Annotated in this window: 21 protein-coding genes; 13 read left to right on the top strand and 8 right to left on the bottom strand. The window is 73.4% G+C overall.

Annotated features, from left to right (window positions below):
• Positions 1 to 109: 109 nt before the first annotated feature.
• Both ppc and AC2A1K_RS26490 read right to left on the bottom strand, forming a co-directional pair.
• Positions 110 to 2,905, bottom strand: coding sequence for a phosphoenolpyruvate carboxylase (gene ppc, locus AC2A1K_RS26495; RefSeq protein ID WP_483899333.1), 2,796 nt, complete (start codon positions 2,903 to 2,905; stop codon positions 110 to 112).
• A 91-nt stretch (positions 2,906 to 2,996) separates the two neighbouring features.
• Entirely contained in the window at positions 2,997 to 3,464 is a 468-nt protein-coding gene (locus AC2A1K_RS26490; protein WP_483899332.1) for an ester cyclase, read from the bottom strand.
• A 55-nt stretch (positions 3,465 to 3,519) separates the two neighbouring features.
• Between AC2A1K_RS26490 and AC2A1K_RS26485 the strand changes: the two genes are divergently transcribed.
• Positions 3,520 to 4,407: an alpha/beta fold hydrolase gene (locus AC2A1K_RS26485; RefSeq protein ID WP_483899331.1), complete on the top strand. Its 888-nt coding sequence runs from the start codon at positions 3,520 to 3,522 to the stop codon at positions 4,405 to 4,407.
• A complete protein-coding gene (locus AC2A1K_RS26480) occupies positions 4,404 to 4,997 on the top strand; it encodes a dihydrofolate reductase family protein (RefSeq protein WP_483899330.1) in 594 nt (197 codons plus the stop codon). The genes AC2A1K_RS26485 and AC2A1K_RS26480 overlap by 4 nt, the downstream gene beginning before the upstream one ends.
• Here the strand turns inward: AC2A1K_RS26480 and AC2A1K_RS26475 are convergent.
• Entirely contained in the window at positions 4,966 to 5,229 is a 264-nt protein-coding gene (locus AC2A1K_RS26475; RefSeq protein WP_483899329.1) for a dihydrofolate reductase family protein, read from the bottom strand. The two genes, AC2A1K_RS26480 and AC2A1K_RS26475, sit on opposite strands and share 32 nt — an antisense overlap.
• A 23-nt stretch (positions 5,230 to 5,252) precedes the next feature.
• On the opposite strand from AC2A1K_RS26475, the gene AC2A1K_RS26470 reads away from it, so the two are divergent.
• Positions 5,253 to 5,606, top strand: coding sequence for a hypothetical protein (locus tag AC2A1K_RS26470; protein ID WP_483899328.1), 354 nt, complete (start codon positions 5,253 to 5,255; stop codon positions 5,604 to 5,606).
• 141 nt (positions 5,607 to 5,747) lie between these two features.
• Here AC2A1K_RS26470 and AC2A1K_RS26465 read toward each other — a convergent pair whose 3' ends face one another.
• Positions 5,748 to 6,410: a TetR/AcrR family transcriptional regulator gene (locus AC2A1K_RS26465; RefSeq protein WP_483899327.1), complete on the bottom strand. Its 663-nt coding sequence runs from the start codon at positions 6,408 to 6,410 to the stop codon at positions 5,748 to 5,750.
• A gap of 64 nt (positions 6,411 to 6,474) precedes the next feature.
• Here AC2A1K_RS26465 and AC2A1K_RS26460 point away from each other — a divergent pair, with 64 nt between their 5' ends.
• The 6 genes from AC2A1K_RS26460 to AC2A1K_RS26435 are packed head-to-tail and all read left to right on the top strand — an operon-like array spanning position 6,475 to position 13,398.
• Complete coding sequence (locus tag AC2A1K_RS26460) at positions 6,475 to 7,197, top strand: DUF2306 domain-containing protein (RefSeq protein WP_483899326.1); 723 nt, start codon at positions 6,475 to 6,477, stop codon at positions 7,195 to 7,197.
• Positions 7,194 to 8,267 carry a glutathione S-transferase family protein gene (locus AC2A1K_RS26455; protein WP_483899325.1) on the top strand — a complete coding sequence of 358 codons (1,074 nt, stop codon included), beginning with the start codon at positions 7,194 to 7,196 and terminating at the stop codon, positions 8,265 to 8,267. Before AC2A1K_RS26460 ends, AC2A1K_RS26455 begins: the two co-directional genes overlap by 4 nt.
• Positions 8,268 to 8,277: 10 nt before the next feature.
• Complete coding sequence (locus tag AC2A1K_RS26450) at positions 8,278 to 9,789, top strand: alpha/beta-hydrolase family protein (protein WP_483899324.1); 1,512 nt, start codon at positions 8,278 to 8,280, stop codon at positions 9,787 to 9,789.
• Positions 9,786 to 11,645 (top strand): thiamine pyrophosphate-requiring protein, encoded by a 1,860-nt coding sequence (locus tag AC2A1K_RS26445; protein WP_483899323.1) that lies wholly within the window; start codon positions 9,786 to 9,788, stop codon positions 11,643 to 11,645. The genes AC2A1K_RS26450 and AC2A1K_RS26445 overlap by 4 nt, the downstream gene beginning before the upstream one ends.
• Before the next feature lie 30 nt (positions 11,646 to 11,675).
• The gene (locus tag AC2A1K_RS26440; protein WP_483899322.1) at positions 11,676 to 12,989 is read left to right on the top strand and encodes an MFS transporter; all 1,314 of its coding nucleotides are present in this window, start codon (positions 11,676 to 11,678) and stop codon (positions 12,987 to 12,989) included.
• 10 nt (positions 12,990 to 12,999) lie between these two features.
• The gene (locus AC2A1K_RS26435) at positions 13,000 to 13,398 is read left to right on the top strand and encodes an FKBP-type peptidyl-prolyl cis-trans isomerase (RefSeq protein WP_483899321.1); all 399 of its coding nucleotides are present in this window, start codon (positions 13,000 to 13,002) and stop codon (positions 13,396 to 13,398) included.
• A 339-nt stretch (positions 13,399 to 13,737) separates the two neighbouring features.
• On the opposite strand, the gene AC2A1K_RS26430 is transcribed toward AC2A1K_RS26435, so the two are convergent.
• Entirely contained in the window at positions 13,738 to 15,066 is a 1,329-nt protein-coding gene (locus AC2A1K_RS26430) for an ATP-dependent 6-phosphofructokinase (protein WP_483899320.1), read from the bottom strand.
• Between the two features lie 42 nt (positions 15,067 to 15,108).
• Positions 15,109 to 17,814, bottom strand: coding sequence for a helix-turn-helix transcriptional regulator (locus tag AC2A1K_RS26425; protein WP_483899319.1), 2,706 nt, complete (start codon positions 17,812 to 17,814; stop codon positions 15,109 to 15,111).
• 467 nt (positions 17,815 to 18,281) lie between these two features.
• Between AC2A1K_RS26425 and AC2A1K_RS26420 the strand changes: the two genes are divergently transcribed.
• The 3 genes from AC2A1K_RS26420 (at position 18,282) to AC2A1K_RS26410 (ending at position 22,608) form a co-directional block, all read left to right on the top strand.
• Positions 18,282 to 20,009: a peroxidase family protein gene (locus AC2A1K_RS26420; protein WP_483899318.1), complete on the top strand. Its 1,728-nt coding sequence runs from the start codon at positions 18,282 to 18,284 to the stop codon at positions 20,007 to 20,009.
• Positions 20,006 to 21,931 (top strand): trypsin-like serine peptidase, encoded by a 1,926-nt coding sequence (locus AC2A1K_RS26415; protein ID WP_483899317.1) that lies wholly within the window; start codon positions 20,006 to 20,008, stop codon positions 21,929 to 21,931. Before AC2A1K_RS26420 ends, AC2A1K_RS26415 begins: the two co-directional genes overlap by 4 nt.
• 221 nt (positions 21,932 to 22,152) lie before the next feature.
• Complete coding sequence (locus AC2A1K_RS26410) at positions 22,153 to 22,608, top strand: SRPBCC family protein (RefSeq protein ID WP_483899316.1); 456 nt, start codon at positions 22,153 to 22,155, stop codon at positions 22,606 to 22,608.
• Between the two features lie 8 nt (positions 22,609 to 22,616).
• On the opposite strand, the gene AC2A1K_RS26405 is transcribed toward AC2A1K_RS26410, so the two are convergent.
• Positions 22,617 to 22,934: an STAS domain-containing protein gene (locus AC2A1K_RS26405; RefSeq protein ID WP_483899315.1), complete on the bottom strand. Its 318-nt coding sequence runs from the start codon at positions 22,932 to 22,934 to the stop codon at positions 22,617 to 22,619.
• A complete protein-coding gene (locus AC2A1K_RS26400) occupies positions 22,931 to 24,535 on the bottom strand; it encodes an ATP-binding SpoIIE family protein phosphatase (RefSeq protein WP_483899314.1) in 1,605 nt (534 codons plus the stop codon). The genes AC2A1K_RS26405 and AC2A1K_RS26400 overlap by 4 nt, the downstream gene beginning before the upstream one ends.
• 138 nt (positions 24,536 to 24,673) lie before the next feature.
• Between AC2A1K_RS26400 and AC2A1K_RS26395 the strand changes: the two genes are divergently transcribed.
• A complete protein-coding gene (locus tag AC2A1K_RS26395; protein ID WP_483899313.1) occupies positions 24,674 to 25,531 on the top strand; it encodes an exodeoxyribonuclease III in 858 nt (285 codons plus the stop codon).
• The last annotated feature ends 104 nt before the right edge of the window (positions 25,532 to 25,635 follow it).

Below are 25,635 nucleotides of genomic sequence, written 5' to 3'. Positions count from 1 at the left end.
GTCGGTCGCACGCAGGGCGCACGTGGCCCGTTCGGCCCGCGTGACCAGCCCGCGTGACCAGCCCGTGTGACCAGCCCGTGTGACCAGCCCGTGTGACCAGCCCGTGTGATCAGCCCGTGTTGCGCATTCCCGCCGAGATGCCGTTGACCGTGAGGAGCAGCGCGCGCTGCAGATCGGGGTCGGGCTCGGAGACCTTGCGACGCTCGGCGAGCGTGTGCACCTGCAGGTGGTGCAGGGGCTCGAGGTAGCCCTCGCGGATGTCGAGGGTGCGGCGCAAGAGCGGGTTGCCGTCGAGCAGCGCGCCGCCGGCGGAGAGCTTGAGGACCTCGCGCTCGGTGACCCGGTGCTCGGCCTTGATGATCTCGAAGATCTCCTGGAGCTCCGGGTCGACGAGCTCGGCGACGTAGAACCCGGCGATCCGCATGTCGGTCTTCGCCAGCGTCATCTCGACGTTGGACAGGAGGTTCGCGAAGAACGCCCAGTCGCGCATCTCGTCGACGACCTCGGAGTAGCCGGCGTCGTGCGCGGCCTTCAGCCCGGTGCCCAGGCCGAACCAGCCCGGCACGATCATGCGGGTCTGCGTCCAGCCGAAGACCCACGGGATCGCCCGCAGGTCGGCGAGCGAGGTCTGCCCGCCCGCGCCGGGGCGCTTGCCCGGGCGCGAGCCCACGTTGAGCATCGAGAGCTCGTCGACCGGCGTGGCCTGGGTGAAGAAGTCCGGCAGGCCCTCATGGGAGATCAGCTTCTCGTAGGCCTCCTGGGCGGCGTCGGAGATGACGTCCATCGCCTCGTCCCAGCGCTTGAGCGTCGAGGCCTCCACCCGCGAGGTCTGGTGCAGCAGCGTCGCGTCGAGCACCGCCGCGAGCATGATCTCGAGGTTGTCCCGGGCCAGGGCGGGCAGCGAGTACTTGTCGGAGATGACCTCGCCCTGCTCGGTCACCTTCATCACCGCGTCGACGACGCCGTGCGGCTGGGCGGCGATCGCCTCGCCCGCCGGCCCGCCGCCGCGCCCGACCGACCCGCCGCGGCCGTGGAACAGGCGCAGCCGCACGCCGTGCTTGGCGGCGACGTCGCGCAGCTGGCGCTGAGCCTGGTGGATCGACCACTGCGACGTGGTGAGCCCGGCGCCCTTGTTCGAGTCGGAGTAGCCCAGCATCATCTCCTGGACGTCGCCGCGGGCGGCGACGAGCGCCCGGTACGACGGGTCGGAGAGCATCCCGTCGAGCAGGTCGCCGGAGATCTTCAGCTCGGTCGCGGTCTCGAACAGCGGCACGATGTCCAGCGACGACGCCGCCCCGTCGGCGGTGAGCTCGACCAGCCCGGCCTCACGTGCGAGCACGGCGACGGCGAGGATGTCGTCGACGTTCTGGGCCATCGAGATGATGTAGGTGTGCAGGGCCTCCTGGCCGTAGGTCTGCTGCACCGTGCGGATGCACTCGAAGACCTCGAGGGTCTCGGTCACCGAGTCGTCGAACTGGCCGTCGCGGCGCGGGGTCAGCGTCCGGCGCCCGGCCAGCTCCTGCGAGAGCACCTCCCGGCGCCCGCTGTGGTCGAGCTCGCCGTACGGGGTGTGGAGCTCGCCGAGCCGGTCGAACAGCGCCGCCAGCGCCGTGTGGTGGTAGTTCGTGTGCTCGCGCACGTCGACGCTCGCGAGGTGCAGCCCGACGGCGTTGGCGCTGCGCATGACGTCACGCAGGCCCCCGTCGGCGATCCGCTCGCCCTGGTGGCCGCGCAGCGAGACGTCCATGACCTCGAGGTCGCGCAGGTACTCGTCGGCACCGAGGTAGTCGCGGCCCGGCCGGTGGGGCGTGTCCTCGGCGTAGCGGCGGCGGGTGTTCTCCAGGCGGGCGTGGATGTAGGAGCACTTCAGCCGGTAGGGCTCCTCGGCGTTGAGCCGCACGAACCGGTCGTAGACCTCCGGCAGTGCCCGCCGGTCGCGGGCGAGGCTGCGGCGCAGGTCCTCCGAGACGCCGACCAGGCGCGTCGACAGCGACAGCTCCTGCACGAGCTCCTCGACCAGGTCGCTCTGGATGCGCACGCCCCGCTCGCCGTAGATGCGCATGGTCTCGTGCGTGAGATCGGCGGTGACGTTCGGGTTGCCGTCGCGGTCGCCGCCGACCCAGCAGCCGAGGACCAGCGGGCGCGAGCCCTCCGGGAGGCGCAGGCCGACCCGCTCCAGCTCGGCGTCGAGCTCGGAGAGGACCTCCGGCAGCGTGCGCCGCCCGAGCTGGTCGAGGTAATACGCCACCGACCGCGCCTCGTCGAGCACGGTCGGGCGCTCGGGGCGGATCTCGTCGGTCTGCCAGATGAGGTCGACGAGCCGGTGCAGCCGCTTCTCGGCGAGGTCGTCGGGGAGGTCGTCGGCGAGCACGCTCGCGATCGCGCGCAGCTTCCCGAGCACCGACTGCCGCTGGGCCTCGGTGGGGTGCGCGGTGAACACCGGCTCGAGCTCGAGGCGGGACAGTGCGGTCGCGAGCTCGTCCGGGTCGGCGTCGCTGACGAGACGGTCGACCAGGGTGTGCAGCGGACTGCGTCCCTCGGCGTGCACGGCGGCCCGCTCCTGGCTGCGGTGGAGCTGCTCGGCGAGGTTGGCGAGGTGGAAGTAGGTCGCGAACGCCCGCCCGAGGACTGCCGCGGTGCCCGGGTCGAGCTCGGCGAGCAGGTCGCGGATCGCCGTGTCGCCCCCGCCCAACAGAGGATCATGACTGGGGACCTCGCGCACCAGGCGGCGCACCTTCTCGACCAGCTCGAGCATGTCGTCGCCGTGCTGCGCGGCCACCGTGCGCCCGAGCAGCGTCGACAGCCGCCGGATGTCGGCCCGCAGCGCCGAGTGCTCGGACTCCGAGGCGACGCTGCCCTCGGTGGGGACGCGGTCGGCGCGCGCGGGCCGATTGTTCTCGCTCATGGGGACGCCCTCCTGGTCGGCCAGCCCTCGGTCGGGTCCGCGACGGTGGGGACGCCACCGGATTGTGCCCCCGATCGTCGGTCGGGACACCTCAGGTGACGGTGGCCGTCTCGGGGAGGAGGCCGAGCTGGGTGAGCAGGCCGTGCTGGTCCCAGAGCGTGCGGTGCTCGGTGATCCGCTCCCGGCGCACGGCGACGACGGAGATCGCGAGCACCTCGACCGGCCGTCCCGTCGGCGCGACCCCGGGCAGGAGCCACGGCAGCTCCACGTCGTGGGTGAACGTCACGCGCTGCTCGTCGACGACCCGCCAGCGGTCGACCGTGCGCGAGACCCGGGCGGTCGCGAGGTCCGCGGGGCGGTGCGGCAGCACGTCGTCGGCGAGGTGGCGCCGCAGGACGTCCGCGCCCCGGGCGCCGGTGCCGGCCGGCAGCGTCGCCAGGGCCACGTCGTCGGTGACCACGGCCAGCGCGGCGTCGACGTCCCCCGCGCGGACCGCCGCGGCGAACGCGTCACGCGTGCGCTCGACCGCGACCATCATGTCCTGCACGGCCTTGGTCATCGTCCGATGCTCGCACCCGACGCCGGGCGCACGCGACGGCTCGTAGGCTGATCACGTGGACTACCTGTCCCATTACCCCGCCGCGCTGCGCGAGGGACCCGCCGCGACCGGTGAGTGGTGGCGCTGGGGTCCGCACGACGTGCGGCTGCACCGCCTGCCCGCTCCCGGCGCGCCGGTGGTCGCGATCGTCCTGCACGGCGCCGGCGGCCACGGGGCGATGCTCGTGCCGTACGGCCGGTTGGTCGACGGGCGCGCCGAGGTGATCGCGCCCGACCTGCCCGGCTACGGCGACACCCACGTCGGCGGTCCGGTCACCTGGTCCGACTGGATCGCCTGCGTCGCCGACCTGGTCCGCGCGCAGACCCGCCCGGTCGTGCTCCTCGGGGCGAGCCTGGGCGGGATGCTCGCCTACGACGCCGCCGCGACCGTCGGGGCCTCGGGAGAACGCCGGGTGCGCCACGTCGTCGCGACCTGTCTCGCCGACCCGTCCGACCGCCGGGTCCGCCGCGCCGCCGCCCGGTGGCCGGTCCTCGGCGAGCACGGGCCCGCGCTGCTCGACGCCGTGCAGTTCGCCGACTCCCTGCGTGTGCCGGTCCGGTGGCTCACGCGGATGACGGCGATGTCGGCCGACCCCGCGCTGACCGACCTGGTGCAACGGGACCCGCGCGGCGGGGGCGGTCGGGTGTCGCTGCGCTTCCTGCGGACGTGGATGACCTCGCGGCCCACCGTCGCCCCCGAGGACTTCACGGTCTGCCCCGTCACGCTCACCCATCCCGCGGTCGACACCTGGACCCCGCCGGAGCTCAGCATCCGGTTCCTGGCGCGGATCGCCGCACCCACCGAGGTCGTCATGCTGGAGAACGCCGGCCATCTCCCCGTCGAGCAGCCCGGCCTGGACCAGCTCCGGGCCGCGCTGCACCGAGGCCTGGACGGGCTGTCGTGAATCGACGCGCCGTCGCCCAGCAGTGGATCTCGATCGACGGCTTCGCCGCCGGCCCCACCGACGAGACGGAGATCTTCGCGGGGGTGCCGGCCGAGAGCGACAGTCGGAGCATGGAGCTCAACGCGGAGATGCTCTCCGAGGTCGAGACCGTCCTGCTCGGCCGCCGCACCTACGAGGCGTTCGTGAGCTTCTGGCCCACCGAGGCCGCGCGCGACGTCCCCGTCGCGCCGCTGGTCAACAGCGTGCCCAAGGTCGTCGCGTCGAGCACGCTGACCGCGGCCCCGTGGGGCGACCACCCGCCCGCGCGGGTCGTGCCCGACGCCGTCGAGCACGTGCGGGCGCTGCGCGCCGGGCCCGGCGGGATCGTGCTCGTCTGGGGCTCGCTGGCGCTGATGCGCACCCTCGTCGACGCGGGCCAGGTCGACGAGCTCGACCTGTTCGTCGCCCCGATCGCCCTCGGTGGCGGGACGCCGCTGGTGACGCCCGGCCGGCCGCTGGGGCTGCGGCAGATCGCCGGCGAGGTGTTCCCGGCGGGCGGGGCGCACCTGCGCTTCGCGCTCACTCAGCCCCCGGCGGGGGCGACGCGGTAGCGCAGGTGCACCATGCCCGGCCGTCGGCGCACCTGATCAGCTCCAGCTCCACCTGCTCCGGGGGCAGGCCGTCGAACAGGCGGCGCCCCTGCCCGAGCAGGACGGGGACGATCTGCAGCGCGATCTCGTCCAGCTCGCCGGCCCGCAGGAGGGCCTGCGCGGCGGAGGCGCCGTGGAACAGGACGTCCTTGTCGCCGGCGGCCGCCCGAGCCGTCGCGGCCGCCTCGTGCACGTCGGAGAGACAGGGTCAGCACGATGATCGGGACGCCGTCGTGGTGGTCGCCGCCCCAGCCGTCGGTGAGGTCGAAGGTGCGCCGCCCGGTGGGCACGGCGCCGGTCGCCATCGCCTCGGCCATGACGGCGGCCCCGACCTCGTCGCGGGGTGTGCACGGCCTGCGGGTGGTCGGGACCGTCGAAGGTCAGGACGTCGTGCAGCCGCTCGCCGCCGACCCCGAGGCCCTGACCCGGCCCGTCGTCGGGTCCGGTGACGAACCCGTCGAGGGACGTCCACATGTACAGCACGATCGTGCCCATGATGGTCCTCCTCACCGGCGCCGCAGGAGGGAGACGATCGCGCCGGTCGGGATCGTCTGCAACGACTCCACGTGATGTTGGCGCTGACGGTGCGGCTCATGGCGTGCTCCCGGGGTGCTCGGGGGGCTCGCTCGGTTCGGCGGCCCGGTCACCCCGACGTCGGTCGGTGTCGGCGTTCGTCGTCGCGCTTCGACAACCCCGGACGCACGAGCGGGGTCAGACGCGATCGCGTGCCGGATCGTCCACGTGCGCGGCGACACCGTCGAGCACGCGGGTGAGGCCGTCCTCGAACGGGTCGTCCGAGGGCGCGTCCTCGGGGGCGGCCTCGAGCACGGCCAGGAGCAGGGGGAACTCCCCGGCCCGCCCGGAGCCGTGGAGGTCCTCCGCGCGGGGGGCGCGGTCGCCCAGCGGGGCCGACGCGCCGCGGACGTAGCTGTTGACGGCGTGGAGCACGGCGAGCGCGTCGCGGACCGAGAGTCCGGCGTCGACGCCGGCGTGCAGGGCCGCCTCCGCCCACGCGCACTCGGCGGGGCCCATCCGGCGGCTGCCGCTGACCAGGGGCAGCGTCCACGGGTGCTCGACGAACACCGCCCGGTTGGCCCGCGCCCAGGCGGTGAGCGCCTCGCGCCACGGGCCGTCGGACGGCGGCGGGTCGCCGATCGCGGCGTCGAGCATCAGGCCGACGAGCGCCTCCTTGTGCGGGACGTGCCGGTACAGCGACATCGGCGCCGCGCCGAGCGTGCGGGCCAGGCGCGGCATCGACACCGCCTCGATCCCCTCGGCGTCGGCCAGTGCGACGGCGGCGTCGACGATCGCGGCGCGGGTCAACGGACGGCGCGAGGTCGGGGGAGCGGCGGGCGTCCAGCGCGGGTCGGACACGGATGTGATCGTCGCATGGATTCAGTGTAGACAGCTTTACGCGTAATGCGTAAGGCTTACGCACATGACGACGACCCAGGAGCCCACCACCCGGCGACGACGCCGCGACCCGCGTCGCGTGCGGCTCGGCCTCGCGGTCACGGCGCTCGTGTGTGTGGCGTTCCTCGTGCTCGAGCTGCCGGCCTACCTGGGCGTCGACCCGGCGCAGTCGCGGGTCCCGGTACGCACCGACTACGCGCTGCACTACCCCTTGCTGTGGGCGCACATCATGTTCGGCTCGGTGGCGCTGGTGACGGCGTGCCTGCAGATCTGGCCGTGGCTGCGGCGGGCGCACCCGCGCGTGCACCGCTGGTCGGGGCGGGTCTATCTGGTCGGCGGAGTGCTGCCCGGCGGGGTCGTCGGGCTGGGTGTCGCGCCGGTGAGCAGCACGGGCTTCGCTTCGGCGGTCGGCAACACGTTCCTCGCGGTGCTCTGGCTCGCCACGTCGATCGCGGGCTGGCGGGCCGCCCGGGCGCGCCGGTACGCCGACCACCGCGCCTGGATGATCCGCAGCGTCGCGCTGACGTTCTCGATCGTCGTCAACCGGTTCTGGGTGGTCGTCTACGTCGTGCTGCTCATGGCGGTCGACCCCGCCGACCCGGCGCTGATCCCGCACGCCGCGACGGCCTCGGTGTGGACGAGCTGGATCGTCAACCTCCTGATCGCGGAGTGGTGGATCCTGCGGTCGAGGCGGCGAGGCCGCGACACGTTGCCCGAGACGGATCACCGGGCATCCGTGCGGACGTGAGTACCCCTGTGGGCAACAGCCCCTCCGCCGACAGCAGCGGGTCCTACCGCCGCCGCGGCCCGCAGTTCACCGACCGCATCGTGGCCGAGTCCGCCGGCGACACCGCGTCGGATGGTCGAGCACCGTTGGGCTCGGTCTCCCGGTGGCCCGCCGAGCCGGGCCGCTACCGCCTCGTCGCGTCGCTCGCGTGCCCCTGGGCGCACCGCTCGATCATCGTGCGCCGGCTCATGGGGCTCGAGGACGCGATCTCCCTGGCGATCGTCGACCCGTTGCAGGACGACCGGTCGTGGCGGTTCGGCCTCGACGAGAACGGTGTCGACCCGGTGCTCGGGTACCGCTTCCTCTCCGAGGCCTACCTCGCGCGCGATCCCGAGCACGGCACCGACAACGGCGTCAGCGTCCCCGCGCTCGTCGAGGAGCCGACCGGCCTGCTCGTCACCAACGACTACCCGAACATCACGATCGACCTCGGGATCGAGTGGGCGAAGTACCAGCGTCCGGGCGCGCCGGCGCTCTACCCGCAGGAGCTGCGCGCGGAGATCGACGCGGTGAACGAGGGCGTCTTCCACGACGTCAACAACGGCGTCTACAAGGCCGGGTTCGCGACGAGGCAGGCGCGATACGAGGAGGCGTACACCGCGCTGTTCGCCCGGCTCGACGAGCTCGACGAACGCCTCGCCGAGCGCCGCTACCTCGTCGGCGACCACATCACCGAGGCCGACATCCGCCTGTTCACGACGCTCGCGCGCTTCGACGCCGTCTACCACGGCCACTTCAAGTGCAACCGGCAGAAGCTCGCGGAATTCGCGAACCTCTGGCCCTACGCCCGGGACCTCTTCCAGACGCCCGGCTTCGGCGACACCGTGGACTTCGACCACATCAAGCGGCACTACTACCAGGTGCACACGAGCATCAACCCGACGCAGATCGTGCCGCTCGGCCCGGAGCCGGCGGCCTGGCTGGAGCCGCACCGCCGCGAGGAGCTCGGCGGCTCGCCGTTCGGTCCGGACGGCACCCCGCCGGAGCCCCTCGACGGCCCGCTGCGCCCGCTGCCGCCGCTGGACATGTGACGCTCAGGGGGTGACACGGCGGGTGACACGGTGGTGGCACGTCGACCCGCTCGGGGTCGCCGTCGCCGGTGTCGCCGCGGTGCTCGCGCTGGCGCCCGGTCTCCTGCCGCGCGACGGGATCGTCCAGGGCGTCGTGTCCGGGGGCGTGGCGGCGCTCGGGTACGGGCTGGGTGCGGCCGTCTCGGGGCCCATCGGCCGCCGGCGGGGCGGGTGGGTCGTCGGGGTCGTCGTCCTGCTCGGCTTCACCGCGGCGCTCGTCGTCGCGGCGGGACGGCAGCGTGACGCCGCCACGCTGATCGGTGCCCCCGGACCGGGTACCGCGGAGTTCCTGCTCGCGCTGCCGGTGACGACCGGGTGCGTGGCCGTGCTCGTCACGGTGGGCCGCGGGTTCCGGCACCTCACCCGTCTGGTGCGCCGATGGCTCGGTGCCCGCCTGCCCGGTGCCCGCCTGCCCGGTGCCGCGGTGGTGGTCGTGGCGCTGGGCACGGTGCTCGCGGCCGGAGGTCTGGGCCGGGCCGGACTGGCGGTCGTCGAGCAGGGGTTCGCGGCGCGCAACGACGAGCCCGGGCTCGTGCCCGCGCCCACGAGCGCCGCCCGGTCGGGCTCGCCGGCCTCGCTCGTACCGTGGGAGACGCTCGGGCGCGACGGGCGCCGCTTCGTCGGCGGGGGCGGCGACGCCGCCCGCGTCTACGTGGGGCTGGGGAGCGCGCCGGACCCGCGCGCCCGTGCGGCGCTCGCCGTCGCCGAGCTGGAGCGGACGGGCGGCTTCGACCGCTCCGTCCTGGTGCTCGCCACGCCGACCGGGGCGGGAGCGGTCGACCCGCAGGTGCCCGACAGCCTCGAGCGGGGGCGCGGTGCGGACACCGCCGTGGTCGCCGTGCAGTACTCGACGCTGCCCAGCGACCTGGCGCTGCTCGTCGACGGGCCGCGGGCGGCGGAGCAGACCCGTGCCCTGGTCGACGCCGTGCGCCCGCGGCTGGACCAGCGCCCACCGGAGCGCCGACCCCGGCTGCTGCTCTACGGGCAGTCGCTGGGTGCGCTCGCGTCGCAGGCGGCGTTCGCGTCGCTCGACGAGGTCCGGTCGCAGGTCGACGGCGTCCTGTGGGTCGGCCCGCCGCACGCGAGCCGGCCGTGGGCGGACCTCGTCGCCCGCCGCGACCCGGGCTCGCCGGAGGTGCTGCCGGTGGTCGACGGCGGCCGGGCGGTGCGGTTCGCGGGGCGCGCCGAGGACCTGGCGACGCCGACCGGCCCGTGGGACACGCCGCGCGTGCTCTACCTCCAGCACCCGTCCGACCCCGTGGTGTGGTGGTCGCCGGACCTGCTGTGGCACCGGCCGGACCGTCTCGCCGAGCCGCCGGGGTTCGACGTCCCGGAGCAGCGCTGGCTCCCCGTGATCACGTTCTGGGCGACCACCGTCGACCTGGCTCGCGCGCAGTCGGTGCCGCCCGACCACGGCCACCTCTACGACGCGCTGCTCGTCGACGGGTGGCGGGCCGTCCTACCGGGGAGCCCTCCGGCGTGAGTTCTCCGAGGTCCACACCGAAGACCGTTGCCCAGCACGTGCTCGCCCGCCTCGCCGAGTGGGACGTCCACCGGTTCTACGGCTATCCCGGCGACGGGATCGGCGGCATCTTCACCGCGCTGCCTGAGCGCACGTCGGAACGGGGCGGCTGCGCAGGCTCCGTGTCCCGGGGCGCGGAGTTCATCCAGGTCCGGCACGAGGAGACCGCCGCCTTCGCCGCGTGCGCCGACGTGAAGTTCGGCGGGTCGCCGATCGGCTGCTGCGTCGTCACCAGCGGGCCGGGCGCCGTGCACGCGCTCAACGGCCTCTACGACGCGAAGCTCGACCACCAACCCGTGGTCGCGCTGGTCGGGCACACCGCGCAGACCGCCCAGGGTGGCGGCTACTACCAGGAGATCGACCTGGGCGCGCTGCTCTCCGACGTCACCGGCTACCTCGCCGAGGTGAAGGACCCCAGCCAGGTCCGCCACGTCGTCGACCGCGCCTGCCGCAGTGCGCTCGCCGACCGCACGCCCTCGGCGATCATCCTGCCCTCCGACGTGCTCGAGCAGGACGCCGTCGTCGACCCGCCGGACGCCCACGGCTACTACCACACCTCGGCGGTGCCCTCGTCCGCGATCACGACGCCGCCCGAGGCCGCGCTGGACGCGGCGGCGGAGGTGCTCGACGCGGGGGAGAAGGTCGCGATCCTCGCCGGCGCCGGCGCGCTCGGGGCGTCCACCGAGCTCACCGAGGTCGCCAACGCGCTCGGCGCCGGGATGGCGACCGCGCTGCTCGGCAAGGGCGTCGTCGACGAGCGCTCGCCGTGGGTGACCGGCGCGATCGGGCTGCTCGGGACGACGGCGTCGTGGCACCTCATGCGCGAGTGCGACACGCTGCTGATCGTCGGCTCGACCATGCCGTACACCGAGTACTACCCGGCGCCGGGCCAGGCGCGCGCGGTGCAGATCGACGTCGACGGCTCCCGGTGCGGCATCCGCTACGACACCGAGGTCAACCTGACCGGCGACGCCGGCGCGACGCTCGCGGCGCTGCTCCCGCGCCTGCGGGCCCGGGGCGACAACGCCTGGCGCGCCCAGGTCGAACGGTGGACGAGCGCCTGGGACGACTACTCCGTCCAGCGGGCCCACGCCCACACCAGCGCGCTGAACCCCGAGCTCGTCGTCCGGGAGCTCTCGGACCGCCTGCCCGACGACGCCCTGCTCGCCGTCGACTGCGGGACGGCGACGTCCTGGTACGCCCGCGACGTCACGCTGCACGGGCGCCAGTACGGCTCGCTGTCGGGGACGTTGCTGTCGATGGGCGGCGGGATGCCGTACGCGCTCGCGGCGAAGAACGCGCACCCCGACCGTCCCGTCGTGGCGCTGATCGGCGACGGCGCGATGCAGATGAACGGGGTCAACGAGCTGGTCACCGTGCAGCGGTACTGGCAGGACTGGGCCGACCCGCGCTTCGTGGTGCTCGTCCTGTCCAACGACGACCTGTCCTACGTCTCCTGGGAGACGCGCGGGATGCTCGGCGAGGCGCCCGACCCGCAGTCCCAGGCGGTCCCCGCCGTGCCCTACGCGCAGTGGGCGATGCTGCTCGGGCTGGACGGCGTCGAGCTGCGGGAGCGCGAGCACATCGGCGGGGTGTGGGATCGGGCGCTCGCCGCCGACCGTCCCGTGGTCGTCGACGCGAAGGTCGACAAGGACATCCCGCTGGTGCCGCCGCACGTGACGGTCCAGCAGGCGCTCAACACGGCACGCTCCCAGCTCGCCGGCGACGCTGACGCGCTGTCGATCATCGCCAACGGCGTCAAGGAGACCGTCGGCGCCAAGGCGCGCTCGGTCCTGGGACTGTCGCCGAAGGAGTGATCTGGTCCCGGACGGGGCACACGACCCGACATGGCGGCCAGAGGGAAGGCGTTCGTCGCGTCGCTGTCGGGGACGTCGCTGGAGTACTACGACTTCGCGGTGTACGGCACGGCGTCGGCGCTCGTGTTCCCCCAGCTCTTCTTCCCCGGTTCGGACCCGCTGACCGGCGTCCTGCTGGCCTTCACGACCTTCGCGGTCGGCTACATCTCCCGGCCGGTGGGCGGATTCGTGTTCGGCCGGCTCGGCGACACCCTCGGGCGCAAGCGCGTGCTGGTGGCGACGCTGCTGCTCATCGGTGTCGCCACCGTCCTCATCGGCCTGCTGCCGACCTACGAGACGATCGGCGTGACGGCCCCGATCGTGCTCGTGCTCCTGCGCTTCGCCCAGGGCGTCGGCGTCGGCGGCGAGTGGGGGAGCGCGGTGCTGCTCTCCGGCGAGTTCGGCGACCCGCGGCGGCGCGGCTTCTGGTCGTCGGCGGCCCAGATCGGCCCGCCGGCGGGCAACCTGCTCGCCAACGGCGTCTTCGCCGTCCTCGCCGCGACCCTGACCGGCGAGCAGTTGCTGTCCTGGGGCTGGCGTGTCGCGTTCCTGCTCTCGGCGGTGCTCGTCGCCTTCGGGCTGTGGATCCGCCTGAGGCTCGAGGACACCCCGGTGTTCCGCGCCTTGCAGGAGTCGGGCGCGACGTCGGGCAGCCCGATCCGCGAGGTCGTGCGCACCCAGCCGCGCGGGCTGGTGGCCGCGATCCTCTCGCGGCTCGGGCCCGACGTGGCGTACTCCCTGCTGACGGTCTACGTGCTGACCTACGCGACCCGCACCGCGGGCTTCGAGCGCGCCGCGGTGCTCTCCGCGGTCCTCGTGGGCTCGGCGCTGCAGCTCGGGCTCGTGCCGGCGTTCGGGGCGCTGTCGGACCGGTGGAACCGCCGGCTGGTGTCGCTGGTCGCCGTCGTCGGGATCGGCGTGTGGGTGTTCGCGCTGTTCCCGATGGTCGGCTCCGGGTCGTTCGCGCTGCTCGTGCTCGCCGTCGTCGTCGGGCTCGCCCTGCACGCCATGGCCTACGGGCCCCAGGCCGCCTTCATCACCGAGCAGTTCGGCCCGCGCCTGCGCTCCACCGGCGCGTCGCTGGGCTACACCGTGGCGGGCGTGCTGGGCGGCGCGCTCGCCCCGCTGCTGCTGACGTCGCTACAGGCCGACCTCGGCTGGGCCGCGGCGGCGGGTTACGTGGCGCTCGCGTGCGTGCTCTCCGCGGTCGGGCTCGCGCTGGGCCGCGACCACGACCCGCGCGAGGACGAGGAGCTCGCGGCCGCTGCGTCGGGCGGCTCGGGGTTCGGTGCCGCTCGCCCGTAGGGTCGCGGGCATGGCAGTCACCGTGGACAACACCGACGACCTGACCCGCGCGCCCGGCGCGTCGGTCACCCCCGACACCCTGCCGAACGACCTCGACATCACCGACCTCGTGGTCGGCGGCGGCGCCGAGGCCGGCCCGCGTGACACCGTGCAGGTCCAGTACCAGGGCATCCGCGTCTCGGACTCCGGCGAGTTCGACTCGTCCTGGGGCCGCGGCGGGACGCCGGTGGAGTTCCCCCTGAACGGCGTCATCGACGGCTTCAAGCTCGGCATCTCCGGCATGCGCGAGGGTGGGCGCCGGATCCTCGTCGTCCCGCCGCACCAGGGTTACGGTGACCGCGGCGTGCCGCCGGTGATCCCGGCGAACGCGCACCTGGTCTTCGTCGTCGACCTGGTCAAGGTCGACTAGCTAGGGGGTTCGCTCTCCGCCGTGGGCCGCGCCGGGACCTCGGCGGCCAGCCGCGGGATGAGCGCGTCGTCGGTCGTCCGGTGGCCGAACTCGGCGTACGCCGCGACCTCTGGTCGGCCAGCCGCACCGGGGCGTCGCCCCGGACGATCGGCGGCGGGGGAACGTCGATCATGACGATCTCCGGTTCTCGGGGTGTCGGCCGACCAGGTCGGCGAGGAACCCCGGCGGCCCGGCCCGGCGGACCGTGACGCACATCATCACAGTGTCCGACGGTCACCGTCGAGCGAGCAATCCGGACACCGCCCGAGACCACTACGGCGACTTCGTGTAGTCGTCGGGCTAGGTGGTGAACGACGCGGGCTGCCCCGTCGCCTCGAGCACCGACATCCACAGGTCGCCGTCGGGGTCGACCTGGTTGCGGTGCGAGGTGATCAGCTTCATCGGGATGTGCACGAACCGGCGTCGCCAGCGCACGACGACGGTGTCGGTGCGTCCGGCCATGCCCGCGTGGACGGCCGCGTGGGCGAGCCGTACGCAGTAGACGCTGTCGTAGGCGTTCGCGGCGACGCTGCGGATGGCGTAGCTGGGGTCGAGGTAGCGCACCGTCGGGGGCAGGCCGACCTCGGTCAGGTGCTCGGTCAGCTTCTGCTTGAGGAACAGGCCGATGTCGCCGAGTTTGGTGTTGCCCGACGCGTCGGTGGTGCGCCCCTCCTCCTCGAGGAGCTCCTGGCCCGCGCCCTCGGCGACGACGAGGACCACCTGTCCGTGCCGGCGCACGTGGTCCTCCACCTGGGCCAGGACGCCGTTCGGCCCGTCGAGGGCGAAGGGCACCTCGGGGATGAGGACGAAGTCGGCGTCGTTGTTCGACAGCGCCGCGTAGCAGGCGATGAAGCCCGAGTGCCGGCCCATGAGCTTGACGATGCCGACGCCGTTCTCGGCGGCCTGCGACTCGACGAACACCGAGGCGATGAACTCGGTGGCCTGCGCGAACGCCGTCTGGAACCCGAAGCTCTGGTCGGTGTAGGGGAGGTCGTTGTCGATCGTCTTCGGGACCCCGACGACGGCGATGTCGAGCCCGCGGGAGTCGATCTCCTTGGTGATCTTCATGGCGCCGCGCATGCTGCCGTCGCCGCCGATGACGAACAGGACATGGATGTCCAGGGCGACCAGGGTGTCCACCATCTCCTCGGCGCTCTGGTCGCCGCGCGAGCTGCCGAGGATCGTGCCGCCGTCGTTGTTGATGTCGCGGACGGCGTTCAGGTCCAGCTCCACCACGCGCTCGCGGTGCGCCTCGGTGAGCCCCGCGTAGCCGTTGCGGAAGCCGTGGATGCGGGCCACGTGGTAGTGCTCGGTGAGCTCCTGCACGATGCCGCGGATGACGTCGTTGAGGCCGGGGCACAGGCCGCCGCACGTCACGATGCCGACGTTCGTCCTCGCCGGGTCGAAGTAGACCTTCCGCCGCGGCCCGGCCGCCTCGAGACTGGGTAGCTGGTCGATCGGGACACCGCGCCCGAGCAGCACCGAGACCGTGTCGTCGACCAGGACGCGGTCGTCCTCGTGGACGTAGTGCGGCGAGGTCCGTTTGGAGGCGAGCATCTCGGCGAACGGGGAGTCGTACCGGCACTCGCCGAGCGTCCGGACGCGCAGGTCGTCGAGCTCGAGGGTCACAGGAGACTCCCGGGTGGTCGGGTGCTACCGGTTCTGTATCGGTCACGATAACCGAGGGCCACGGCCCGTTCCATCGGGGAAGCTCCGGACGAGCTCGCTGCGCGAGCGGAGGCCGAGCTTGCGGTAGACGCGCGTCAGGTGGTTCTCGACGGTCTTGCGGGAGACGAACAGGGCGGCGGCCGCCTCGTCGTTCGACCGGCCCTCCGCGACGACCCGCGCGACCTGGAACTCCTGGGGCGTCAGCGCCGCCCACGCGGTCCGCGCGGGGGAGCGTCGCGGCGAGGACACCCCGGCCGCCGCCAGCTCGGACTCGGCGCGGGCGGCCCACGGCGCGGCCCCGAGGGCGACGAACGTGGCGTGCGCGTCGCGGGCCGCGGTGCGCGCCGCGGTCGGCCGGCGCAGACGGCGCAGGCACTCGGCCTCGGCGAGCAGGGTCCGCGCCCGCTCGAACGGTTGGTCGCAGCGGGCGTGGAGCTCGCGGGCCCGCGCGAAGCACGCGGCGGCCTCGTCGGCGTCGTCGGCCAGGAACCCGTGGCACCGGGCCGTCGTCGCGGCCGGGAAGGCGAGACCCGTCGCCGCCTTCGGCTCCCACCAGGCGAGCACCTCGCGGGCCCGGCCGGTGTCGCCGCGCCGGACGAGGGCCTCGACGAGGTCCGGGCCGTACGGGACGACGTTGCTCGCCTCGAGGCCGTCGGCGCGCGCCCGCCGGTGGGCCTGCTCGAGGCGGTCGACGGCGTCCTCGGTCTCCCCGGCGACGAGGGCGGCGAGCCCCTCCACCGCCGGGGCGTAGGTCTGCAGGCAGTCGATCCCGTGCGAACCGACCTCGGCGAGGACGCGTCGGGTGCTCTCGCGGCTGCGGTCCACGTGTCCGGTGACCGCGTCCAGCCGGGCGAGGGTCAGGGTGGCGATCGCGGCGGTGCCCGCCTCGCCCCTCTCCTCGGCCCACTGACGGGCCTCGACGGCGTCGGCGCGTGCGGCGGGCCAGCGCCCGCGCCACCAGTCGAGCTCGGCGCGGATCGCGTGCGCGTACGCCAGCATCGTGGCCGTGCCGTGGCGGCGACCCTCGGTCACGAGGGCGTCGATCCGCTGGTGGGCGTCCTCGTAGCGCTCGGTGTGGACGGCGACCTGGGCGAGCTGGGCCGCGTTCTGCAGCTCCCAGGGGCCCGCACCGGAGTCGAGACCGTCGAGCAGGGCGAGCGCCTCGCGGCTCTCCCCGCCGAGGACGAGCGCGCACACCAGCGCCGCGCCCGCCGACCCCGGCGCGAGGGCCGCCGCCCGACGGGCGAGGTCGAGCATCGCGTGGACCCGGCCCGACATCCCGGCCGGCATCGTCGCTTCCGTGTAGAGCACGGCGGCGGCCTGCGCGTCCACCGGCGCCACGCGCTCGGCCGCCCGCACCAGGTCGGTGTGGGCGCGCCGTGGATCGCCGAGCCAGGCGGTCGCCCGGCTCCGGACGACCTCGACGCCGGCGCCGAACGACACGTCGTCGTCCAGCGCCGCGGCCGCCTCGGCGTGCCCTGCCGCGAGGTCGAGAGCCCCGGCGAGGAGGAACTCGCGGGCGGCGGAGAGGAAGCGCCGGGCGCGGTGCCCGCGGTCGGTGGTGAGCTGCGCGGCCCGCGCCCACGCGTCGCCTGCGGAGCGGTGGCCGCCGAGCGCGGTCGCCTCTCCGGCGGCCCACGCCAGCTGTGCTGCGACGGCGTCGTCGACACCGTCCACGGTCGCGGCGAGGTGCCAGGCACGCCGCGCACCCGTGGTGCGTGCGGCCAGGGCACCGTGCACCCGGCGGGTGATCGCCCGATCGGCGCCGAGGACGACCGGGCGGAGCAGGGGATGGCGCAGGACGTGACGGTCGCCGTCCGCGTGGATCAGGCCGGCCTGCTCGGCGCACCGGCGGTCGTGGGCGGACACGCCGAGGTCGGCGAGCACCCGGTCCACGACCCCGGCGTCCGCCGATCCGGCGCCGGCGACGACGGCCACGGCCTCGCGCGCCGCCTCGGGGAGGCCCGCGAGCGCGCTCGTCCACAGGGACTCGAGGGCGGGGCCGGGTCGGGGAGCGCTCCTCCGGTCGCCCGTCCGGTGCCGCGCGTTCTCGACGAGGGCGAGTGGGTGCCCGGCGAGGTCCTCGACGAGCCGGTCCAGGGCGATCGGGGGGAGCCGGTCGGCGAGGGTCCCGAGGAGCAGACGGCTCTCGTCAGCGGCGAGCCCGTCGAGATCGACGACGAGCGCGCCCGGGACCGTTCGGCTCCGGTCACGGGTCGCCAGCACCAGCGCGACCCGCGACGAGCGCAGCCGTCGCGCCACGAACAGCAGCACCTCCGTCGACGCCGTGTCGACCCACTGCAGGTCGTCGACAACCACCAGGAGCGGGTCGCGCTCGCCCGCCGCCTCGAGCAGGCCGAGCGCGGCCGCGCACACCGCGAGAGACCCGCCGGCCTGACCGGCCCGCAGCGCCACGCTGACCTCGAGGGCCTCGCGCTGGACGTCCGGGAGCGCGGGGAGCGTGCCGCGCAGCGGCCGGACGAGGTCGGCCAGGACGGCGAACGGGAGACGCGACTCCGCCTCGCTCCCGGCGACCGTCACCCTGCGACTCCGTGTGCCCGCGCGGGCGAGCAGCTCCGTCTTGCCGATACCGGGCTCGCCGCGCACGAGGGCCACCCGCTCGGGACGGCGCCCGGCCACGAGCGCGCTGAGCGTCTCGATCTCGGCGGTCCGCCCCACGAACGTCGGCGCGTCCGTCGCTGTGCTCATCGTGTCCCCCCGTGGTGGTGTCACCGGGGCGTGCGTGGTGGGTGGGACCCAGGATGCCGCTGGTCCCTCGGTCGGTCGTGCCGCCTTTCGGGTCGGACCCGGGGGATTTCCCGGGTGCCCGGGAATGGCGTCCTAGGCCGTCGGAATGAACGAACGACCGTGCGCAATCGATCGATCACGGGTGGGCAGCAGCGGCCGGTCGGTACGGACGACGAGAACACATTCCGCGGTTGGCCATGTACTCGCCGCAACCTCGCGAACTGTCGATGTGGGAGTTCTCCCCACTGCCGCTGATGTACACGGAGCGGAATCGTCGAAACCGGACAGGTGGGGGGACGCCGTGTCGACATGGATGCTCTCCGAGTCGAGCCGAGGCGATCGCGCGCTGCTGTCCGGACTCACGCGGCTGCATGCGATGACGCATGCCGCGGAGGGGTCACCACTATGGAAGTCTCGGGAGGAAGCACATGACGGACAACGGCAACGGCCGGCGACGTGTCATCACGGCGCTCCGACACGGCGCCCACGCAATCATCGATGCAGCGCCGGGCGCGGCGGCAGCGGTCGGCACCGGGTCGTCGGTCCTCAGCGACGTGACCCAGGAGGCCGCGGTCGGCAAGGCGAGCGTCGAGACGGCGCAGGCGATGGCGGGCGTCACCGATTTCGACTATCTCTTCCGGTCCCTCGCGCACGACTCCACCAAGCTCTTGCCAGCGGAGACCCCGGAGATAGCCGCACGCACAGTCCGGGCACTCAACGAACTGGGCAACGCGATGGTCGAGCAGGACGTCCCGCAGGTGAACGCGCCGATTCCACCGATCTTCACCTACTGGGGTCAGTTCGTTGATCACGATCTCACCGCAGCAACGGACAACGACAGCGTCATCGGCATCGACGTCGAGCCTCTCGTGCCGATGGCACCCGGCGACGTGACGACGAAGCTCGTTAACGCCCGCAACCCGGCGCTCAACCTTGACTCGTTGTACGGCGACGGGCCTTTCGCGACACCGCAGGCTGGCAAGGTCATGGTGCCGTACCAGCAGAATGACAAGGCCAAGCTCCTCGTCGGGCCCCTCTCCGCCTCCACCCGCGGCGGCGAGCTGATCCCTCCGACCGGTGACCGTGACAGGGATCTGCCCCGGGACGGCCTCACGGCACAGATCGGTGACGGTCGCAACGACGAGAACCTTGTGGTTGCCCAGCTGCACGTGGCGTTCCTGCGTTTCCACAATGCGGTCGTCGACTGGGTGCGCCAGAACGAGCCGGAGCGCATCAGCGTGGGGGACGTCTTCGACCGCGCGCGCGGCCTCGTCCGTCACCACTACCAGTGGCTCTGCGTCAACGAGTACCTAGCGACGGTTCTCGATCGGGGGGCTGTCGACCGCGCTCTGGTGAGCGAGGACGACCTGCTGGGCTTCGCCGGGCGGGCGAAGCCGTACATGCCTCTCGAGTTCTCTGTGGCCGCCTTCCGGTTCGGCCACAGCATGATCCGTGGCGCGTACGACTGGAACCGGAACTTCGGTGATCCAGGAACGGGGCTTCCCAATTCTCCGCTCAGCCTGCTGTTCCAGTTCACGGGTACGGGAAAGTTTATCGACAATGCTCCGACGCTCCCTGACAACTGGCCCGCTGAATGGGACCGGTTCGTCAAGATCGATCCCGCATTCCCGATCCGCTCCGCGCGGCCCATTGACACGTTCATCGCCGCGCCGCTGACCGAGATGGTCAACCAACTGGTCGGAACAACGGAGGAGGACACCCCCGACAGCGAGCTCGGAAAACTGCTCAAGCACCTGGCGCGGCGCAATCTCCTCCGCGGCTTCCGGCTCAGCATCCCCACCGGACAGGCCGTGGCCGAGTCGTTGGGAATCACGCCCCTGACCGCGTCAGATATCACGAACGGCGTCGCCCAGCCCATCCAAGAAGCGCTCAGCATGGGCGAGTTCCTCGAGAAGCGAACAGTGCCACTCTGGTACTACATCCTGCGGGAATCGGAAGTCGTGAACGGCGGCGAGCGTCTCGGGCCCGTGGGTAGCAGGATCGTCGCTGAGACGATCATCGGTCAGCTCCGGTACGACCCGAAGTCGTACCTCAACCAGGGTGCGTGGACCCCCGCTGCCGGTGTGAAGTTCGCTGACGGTTCCACGGTGAACTCGATCGAGAAGTTCCTCCGCTTCGCGGGCGTTCTGGTATGAGCACCAGCCTGCGCGAGCAGCAGGATCTCGCCGCCACGCGGTACAGGAACCGCGCACCCGAACGGGCGGAGACCGAGCGCAAGCAGGAGGCCGGCGGCACCCCGGTCGTCGACGAGCCGGACCAGATCCAGGCCCGGGCGGAGAGGCTCCTCGGTGACGCCGTCGGCGTCCGGGCGGTGCGGCGGGCCGCGCGGACCGAGGGCGCCCTCGAGCGGATCATCGCCGGGAACGACCTGCAGCCGAGCCTCTTCCTCGGCCGCGGGACGGCGATCGCCGAGTCGGTCGGCCGGATATCGCTGGCGGGCGGCGGGGCCGGCACCGGCTTCCTCGTCGGTCGGCGGTTGCTGCTGACGAACAATCACGTCCTGCCCGACGCCGCCACCGCGGCGGACGCGTTCGTGGAGTTCGACGTCGAGCTCGGGCTCGACGGGAGGCCGGAGACGCCGGCCGTGTTCTCCCTCGACCCGGACACGCTCTTCCTCACCGACGCGGAGGTCGACGCCAGCCTCGTCGCCGTCGCGCGGGCGGGTGGTGTCGTCGCCGGCGAGAAGTACGGGTGGAACACGCTGCTCAAGCAGCAGGGGAAGATCGTGATCGGCGAGGCCGCGAACGTCATCGGTCATCCGTCGGGGCGCCGCAAGGAGATCGCGGTCCGCAACAACCGCCTGCTCGACCAGCTGGACCTCTTCCTCCACTACGAGGCCGACACGGAGCCGGGCAACTCCGGGTCGCCGGTGTTCAACGACCAGTGGGAGGTCGTCGCGCTGCACCACTCCGGGGTGCCGAGGACCAACGACGCCGGGCAGTGGCTGACGATCGACGGCAGGGTGTGGGACCGCGCCATGGGCGACGCCGTCGTCGACTGGGTGGCCAACGAGGGCGCGCGGATCTCGGTGGTGCCCACGCGGCTCCGGGCGCTGGCCCGCACGCCCGCGCAGATCGCTCTGGTCGACGAGCTCGGTGCCGAGGCGGTCGACGCGGTGCCCACTGAGGCCCGGGTGCGCGGCACGGCGATCGCCCGCGAGGACACCGGGGGTCGGGGGCTCCGCGGCGTCCCGGAGACGCCACCCCATCTCGTGTTCCTGCACGGTCGGGCCCAGCAGAACCGGGATCCGAAGGAGCTGCGCCTCGCCTGGGCGGGGGGTCTCACGCGCGGGCTCGGTGCGGCCGGACTCCCACCCCTCGACCCGGCGCGTGCGTGGTTCCCGTACTACGGCGACCGTCTCGCCCAGCTCGCCGGCCCGTCGGCCGTCGAGCTGGCGGGGGCCGTCGAGGACGCCGAGGCCACGGCGGCCGAGCAGGCGGCGCCCCCCGGTCCGTCGGCGCGCGCCACGTACGCGGCGCTCATCGAGGACGCGGCGGCGCACGCCGGGTTCCGTCCGGAGACAGCGGACGAGGGCCTCGCGGATCTCCTCGGGCCCGTCCAGGCGGCGCTGTCGCACCTCGCGGCCAGCAGCCGGCTCGACGACCTGTTCATCGCCCTCCGCTTCCGGGACGTCGCGCTCTATCTGGACGACGACCAGGTCCGCAGCCAGGTCCTCGACACCGTGCTCGAGACGTTCCCGACGTCCGGGCCGGTGACGCTGGTGTCCCACAGCCTCGGGACGGTGGTCGCGCTCGACCTCCTCACTCGGGTGCCGCCGCCGGTGGACCTCCGTCTGCTCGTCACCGCCGGCGCCCCGCTCGGGCTGGACTCGGTGAACAAGCGACTGCTCTCGGGAGGTCCACGACAGCCGGACGTCGGGCGGTGGGTCAACGCGTGGTGCGTGGCCGACGCGGTGACGATCGGCTGCCCGCTCGCCCCGACCTGGGGCAACGGCGTCGAGGACATCCGGACCGACAACCCGCTCACGGCAGCCCATGCGATCGCCGAGTACCTCGCCGACCTGCGGGTGGCGTCGGCGATCGGGGACGCGGTCTGATCTGACCACCGTCGACCACGGCGGCGCGTCGTCGGACGGGGGAGCCCACGTCGTGCCGGACGACCCGGCGCTCGTCGGTGAGCGAGAGCGAACCCGTGGGCCACCGACCTGCCTACCCTGGGCGGCGGCAACGACGCCGGCGGTTCACCAGGGATAACTGAGCGCCGCGCTGCCGTCCGGGCTACGGTGCGGCGGTCCCGCTGCCGCCATCCGGAGGAACCATGGCCGACGACATCGTGGTCACCCGCACCGTCGACGCGACCGCCGAGCGCGTCTGGGACCTGGTGGGCGACCCCGCCCGGATCGGGGCCATCTCGCCCGAGTGCCACCGCGTCGACTGGCTCGGCGGCGCCTCCGGGCCCGCGCCCGGAGCCAAGTTCAAGGGCCACAACCGCAAGGGCCTGTTGCGCTGGTCGACGGTCGGCACGGTCGTCGAGTTCGCCCCGCAGCGGGAGATCAGCTGGGACGTCGACCTCATGGGCCAGTCCGTGGCCCGGTGGGGCTTCCGGTTGGCCCCCGAGGGCGAGCGGACGCGGATCGACCAGTACTGGCAGGACAAGCGCAGCCCGCTCGCCAACATCGTCGGACGGGCGCGCGCCTGGGACGTGCCCGCGGCCAACCGGCGCGGCATGGAGGAGACGCTCGACGCGCTGCGCCGGCAGGCCGAACAGGGTTGAGCTGGAGGTCAGGCCTCCATCGACGCGAGGCTCTCGAACCCGGAGAGCTGCAGCACCCGTCGGGTGTGCGACCCGGGCGGCACCTCGACCCGCAGCTCGATCTGCAGCACCTCGAGGCGCGCGGCCAGCGCGAACAGCACGCGCAGGCCGGCGCTGTCCAGGTAGTCGAGGTCGGCCAGCTCCAGGGTCACGGTGTTCGTCTCGTTCGGGATCGCCGCGGCCAGCTGGTCCTCGACGAGGTTCGCGTTGTCGAGGTCGACCTCGCCGCTGATCGTGATGCGGACGTCGGCACCCTCGGGCCGGACGACGACGGTGGCGTCGGTCATGGCGCATCCCCCCTGATGCGACGCCGGAAGGTCACGGTCGTGCCGCCCGCCCCGGCGATCACGTCCATCTCGTCGCTGCACTGCCGGATGAGGGTCGTGCCGCGCCCGCGATTCTGCCCGCGGGCCGACCGCCAGCGGCCGTTGTCCCGCACGGTGGTCACCACCGATCCGCCCTCGCGCTCCATCTGCAGGGTCAGCGTGCCGCCCGCGGGCCCGTAGGCGTGCTCGACGACGTTGGACGCGGCCTCGCCGGCGGCGACCAGGATGTCGGCCATGTCCTCCCCGGTGGCCCCGGCGGCGGCGAGCCAGCGGCGGACCGCCGAGCGGATGTCCGCCAGGACCCGCGGCACGGCCGGCACGACGATGTTCAGCGGCACCACGGCCGGCGTCACGCCACGCCGGAGGACGAGCATGGCGACGTCGTCGTGCACCGACTCCGTCCCGATCATGCGGTGCAGCACCGTGGCACACACCGCGTCCGCGTCCGTGTCCGCATCGATGACCTCGCACAGCGTGTCGAGCCCGACGTCGAGCGAGCGCCCGCGCCGCTCGACGAGACCGTCGGTGTAGAGGAAGAGCAGCGACTGCGCCGGGAGCTCGATCGTCGTCGTGCGCCGCGGCGGGCCGACCGACACGCCGACCGGCAGGTCGACGGGCACGTTGATCAGGCTCGCCGCGTGCCCGGAGCGCGCGAGGACCGGCGGCAGGTGACCCGCGGTCGACAGCGACAACGACTCCAGCGACGGCTCCACGATCGCGTAGAGCACGGTCGCCATCACGTTCTCCTCGAAGTGCTGGACGTTGGCGTCCAGTCGTTCGATCACCTCGGCGGGATCGTCCTCCTCGAGGGCGAACGCGCGCAGCGCGCTGCGCAGCCGGCCCATGACGACGGCGGCCTGCAGCCCGCGGCCGACGACGTCGCCGATGACGATCCCCAACCGTCCCGACGGCAGGGAGAACACGTCGTACCAGTCCCCGCCGAGACCGCCCGCTTCGCCGGGAACGTAGCGCGCCGCGAAGTCGACGCCCGTGACCTTCGGCAGCGCACCGGGCATGAGGCTGCGCTGGAGCACCGACGCCGCGGCGCGGTCGAGGCCGGTGAGGTGGGTGCGCGTGACGAGCGCGATCCGGTCGGCGGCCGTCTGCAGCAGGTCCGCGTCGTCGGAGGTGAACAGCCGCGGCCGCAGGGTGCCGACGTGCAGGACGCCGATGACGCTGCCCTCGGCGATCAGGGGCACGCCCAGCAGCGAGCGGATGTCCTTGTCGCGAAGGATCGGGTTCATGACGTTCGAGTGGTCGACCTCGTCGATCACGACCGGCCGGCGACCCGCGGCGATGCGCCCCGCGAAGCCCTTGCCGACGGGGATCCGCACCCCCTGGCGCACCTCCTCCTCGATGCCACGCGCGGCGGTGGCCACGAGATTGTCCCCGGCGGCGTCGAGCAGGAGTACGGCCGCCGTGTCGGCCCCGAGCAGGGCGCGCACGCGGTCGAGGAGCTCGGTGAGCATGTCCTCGACGTCGAGGTGGGCGAGCCCGGTGTCGGTGATCTGTTCGATGCGCCGCAACCGATCCTCATCGGTGACGGGGCTCGACGCTGCCATGGGCGCGAACGCTAGTACGCCCGTCCGATGTCGCGGAACGACCGTGGCGCCGAAACGACCGTGGCCCCGAACGAAAGGGCCTCTCCCGTGTCGACGCCGTCGGCGGGGCTGTCGGTGCTCCCGGCTAGCGTGGCGGGCGTGCGACTGGCGACGTGGAACGTGAACTCGGCCAAGGCGCGCGAGCCGCGGCTGCTCGGCTGGCTCGACGAGCGCGCGCCCGATGTGGTCTGCCTGCAGGAGACCAAGCTGTCCGACGAGGCGTTCGACGAGTCGTTCGGCGCCCCGCTGACCGAGCGGGGCTACGCCGTCGCCCATCACGGCGAGGGCCGCTGGAACGGCGTCGCCCTGCTCTCGCGTGTCGGGCTCGACGACGTGGAGGAGGGCCTGACCGGCGGGCCCGGCTACCCGCACCAGGAGGCGCGCGCGGTCACCGCGACCTGTGGCGGCCTGCGCGTCACCTCGGTGTACGTGCCGAACGGGCGCGAGCCCGGCGACCCGCACTACGCCTACAAGCTCGAGTGGCTCGCCGCGCTGCGCGACCGCGTCGAGGCCACCGGGGCCGACTCGGCGGTCGTGGCGGGCGACTTCAACATCGCCCCCGCCGACCCCGACGTCTACTCGGTCGAGGCGTTCGCCGAGTCCACCCACGTCACGCCGCCCGAGCGCGAGGCCCTCGCGGCCCTGCTCAAGACCGGGCTGCACGACGTCACCCGCGAGCGCTGGCCCGACGAGCGCGTCTTCACCTACTGGGACTACCGCGGCGGCGCGTTCCACCAGGACCGCGGCATGCGCATCGACCTCGTGCTCGCGGGCGAGCCGGTGGCGCAGCGCCGCGCGGCGCTGTGGGTCGACCGCCAGGCCCGCAAGGGCACCGGCCCGTCCGACCACGCGCCGGTGATCCTCGATCTCGACGAGGCCCCCGACGGCGACATCGGCCCCGTCGTGCCACCGCCGTCCCTGGGCGCCAAGAAGGGCGGCTCGCGCAAGAAGTCCTGAGGGCCGAGGAGATGGGCGCGGTTCGGCACCCGGAAGCCCGATCGCGTCGTCGTCGACGACGAGCGGCACGACCGCGCCGTCCCCCTGCGCGGCGGCGCGGAGGA

The organism is Actinomycetospora sp. 2LY8.5 (assembly GCF_057180585.1).
This window is presented reverse-complemented; position numbering and strand designations above follow the sequence as displayed.

Bases quoted from the DNA above. Each gene is read 5' to 3' on its own strand.
- ppc (WP_483899333.1), bottom strand. From the start codon at position 2,905: ATGAGCGAGAACAATCGGCCCGCGCGCGCCGACCGCGTCCCCACCGAG.
- AC2A1K_RS26490 (WP_483899332.1), bottom strand. From the start codon at position 3,464: ATGACCAAGGCCGTGCAGGACATGATGGTCGCGGTCGAGCGCACGCGT.
- AC2A1K_RS26470 (WP_483899328.1), top strand. From the start codon at position 5,253: ATGATCGGGACGCCGTCGTGGTGGTCGCCGCCCCAGCCGTCGGTGAGG.
- AC2A1K_RS26460 (WP_483899326.1), top strand. From the start codon at position 6,475: ATGACGACGACCCAGGAGCCCACCACCCGGCGACGACGCCGCGACCCG.
- AC2A1K_RS26440 (WP_483899322.1), top strand. From the start codon at position 11,676: ATGGCGGCCAGAGGGAAGGCGTTCGTCGCGTCGCTGTCGGGGACGTCG.
- AC2A1K_RS26435 (WP_483899321.1), top strand. From the start codon at position 13,000: ATGGCAGTCACCGTGGACAACACCGACGACCTGACCCGCGCGCCCGGC.
- AC2A1K_RS26425 (WP_483899319.1), bottom strand. From the start codon at position 17,814: ATGAGCACAGCGACGGACGCGCCGACGTTCGTGGGGCGGACCGCCGAG.
- AC2A1K_RS26420 (WP_483899318.1), top strand. From the start codon at position 18,282: ATGACGGACAACGGCAACGGCCGGCGACGTGTCATCACGGCGCTCCGA.
- AC2A1K_RS26415 (WP_483899317.1), top strand. From the start codon at position 20,006: ATGAGCACCAGCCTGCGCGAGCAGCAGGATCTCGCCGCCACGCGGTAC.
- AC2A1K_RS26410 (WP_483899316.1), top strand. From the start codon at position 22,153: ATGGCCGACGACATCGTGGTCACCCGCACCGTCGACGCGACCGCCGAG.
- AC2A1K_RS26405 (WP_483899315.1), bottom strand. From the start codon at position 22,934: ATGACCGACGCCACCGTCGTCGTCCGGCCCGAGGGTGCCGACGTCCGC.
- AC2A1K_RS26400 (WP_483899314.1), bottom strand. From the start codon at position 24,535: ATGGCAGCGTCGAGCCCCGTCACCGATGAGGATCGGTTGCGGCGCATC.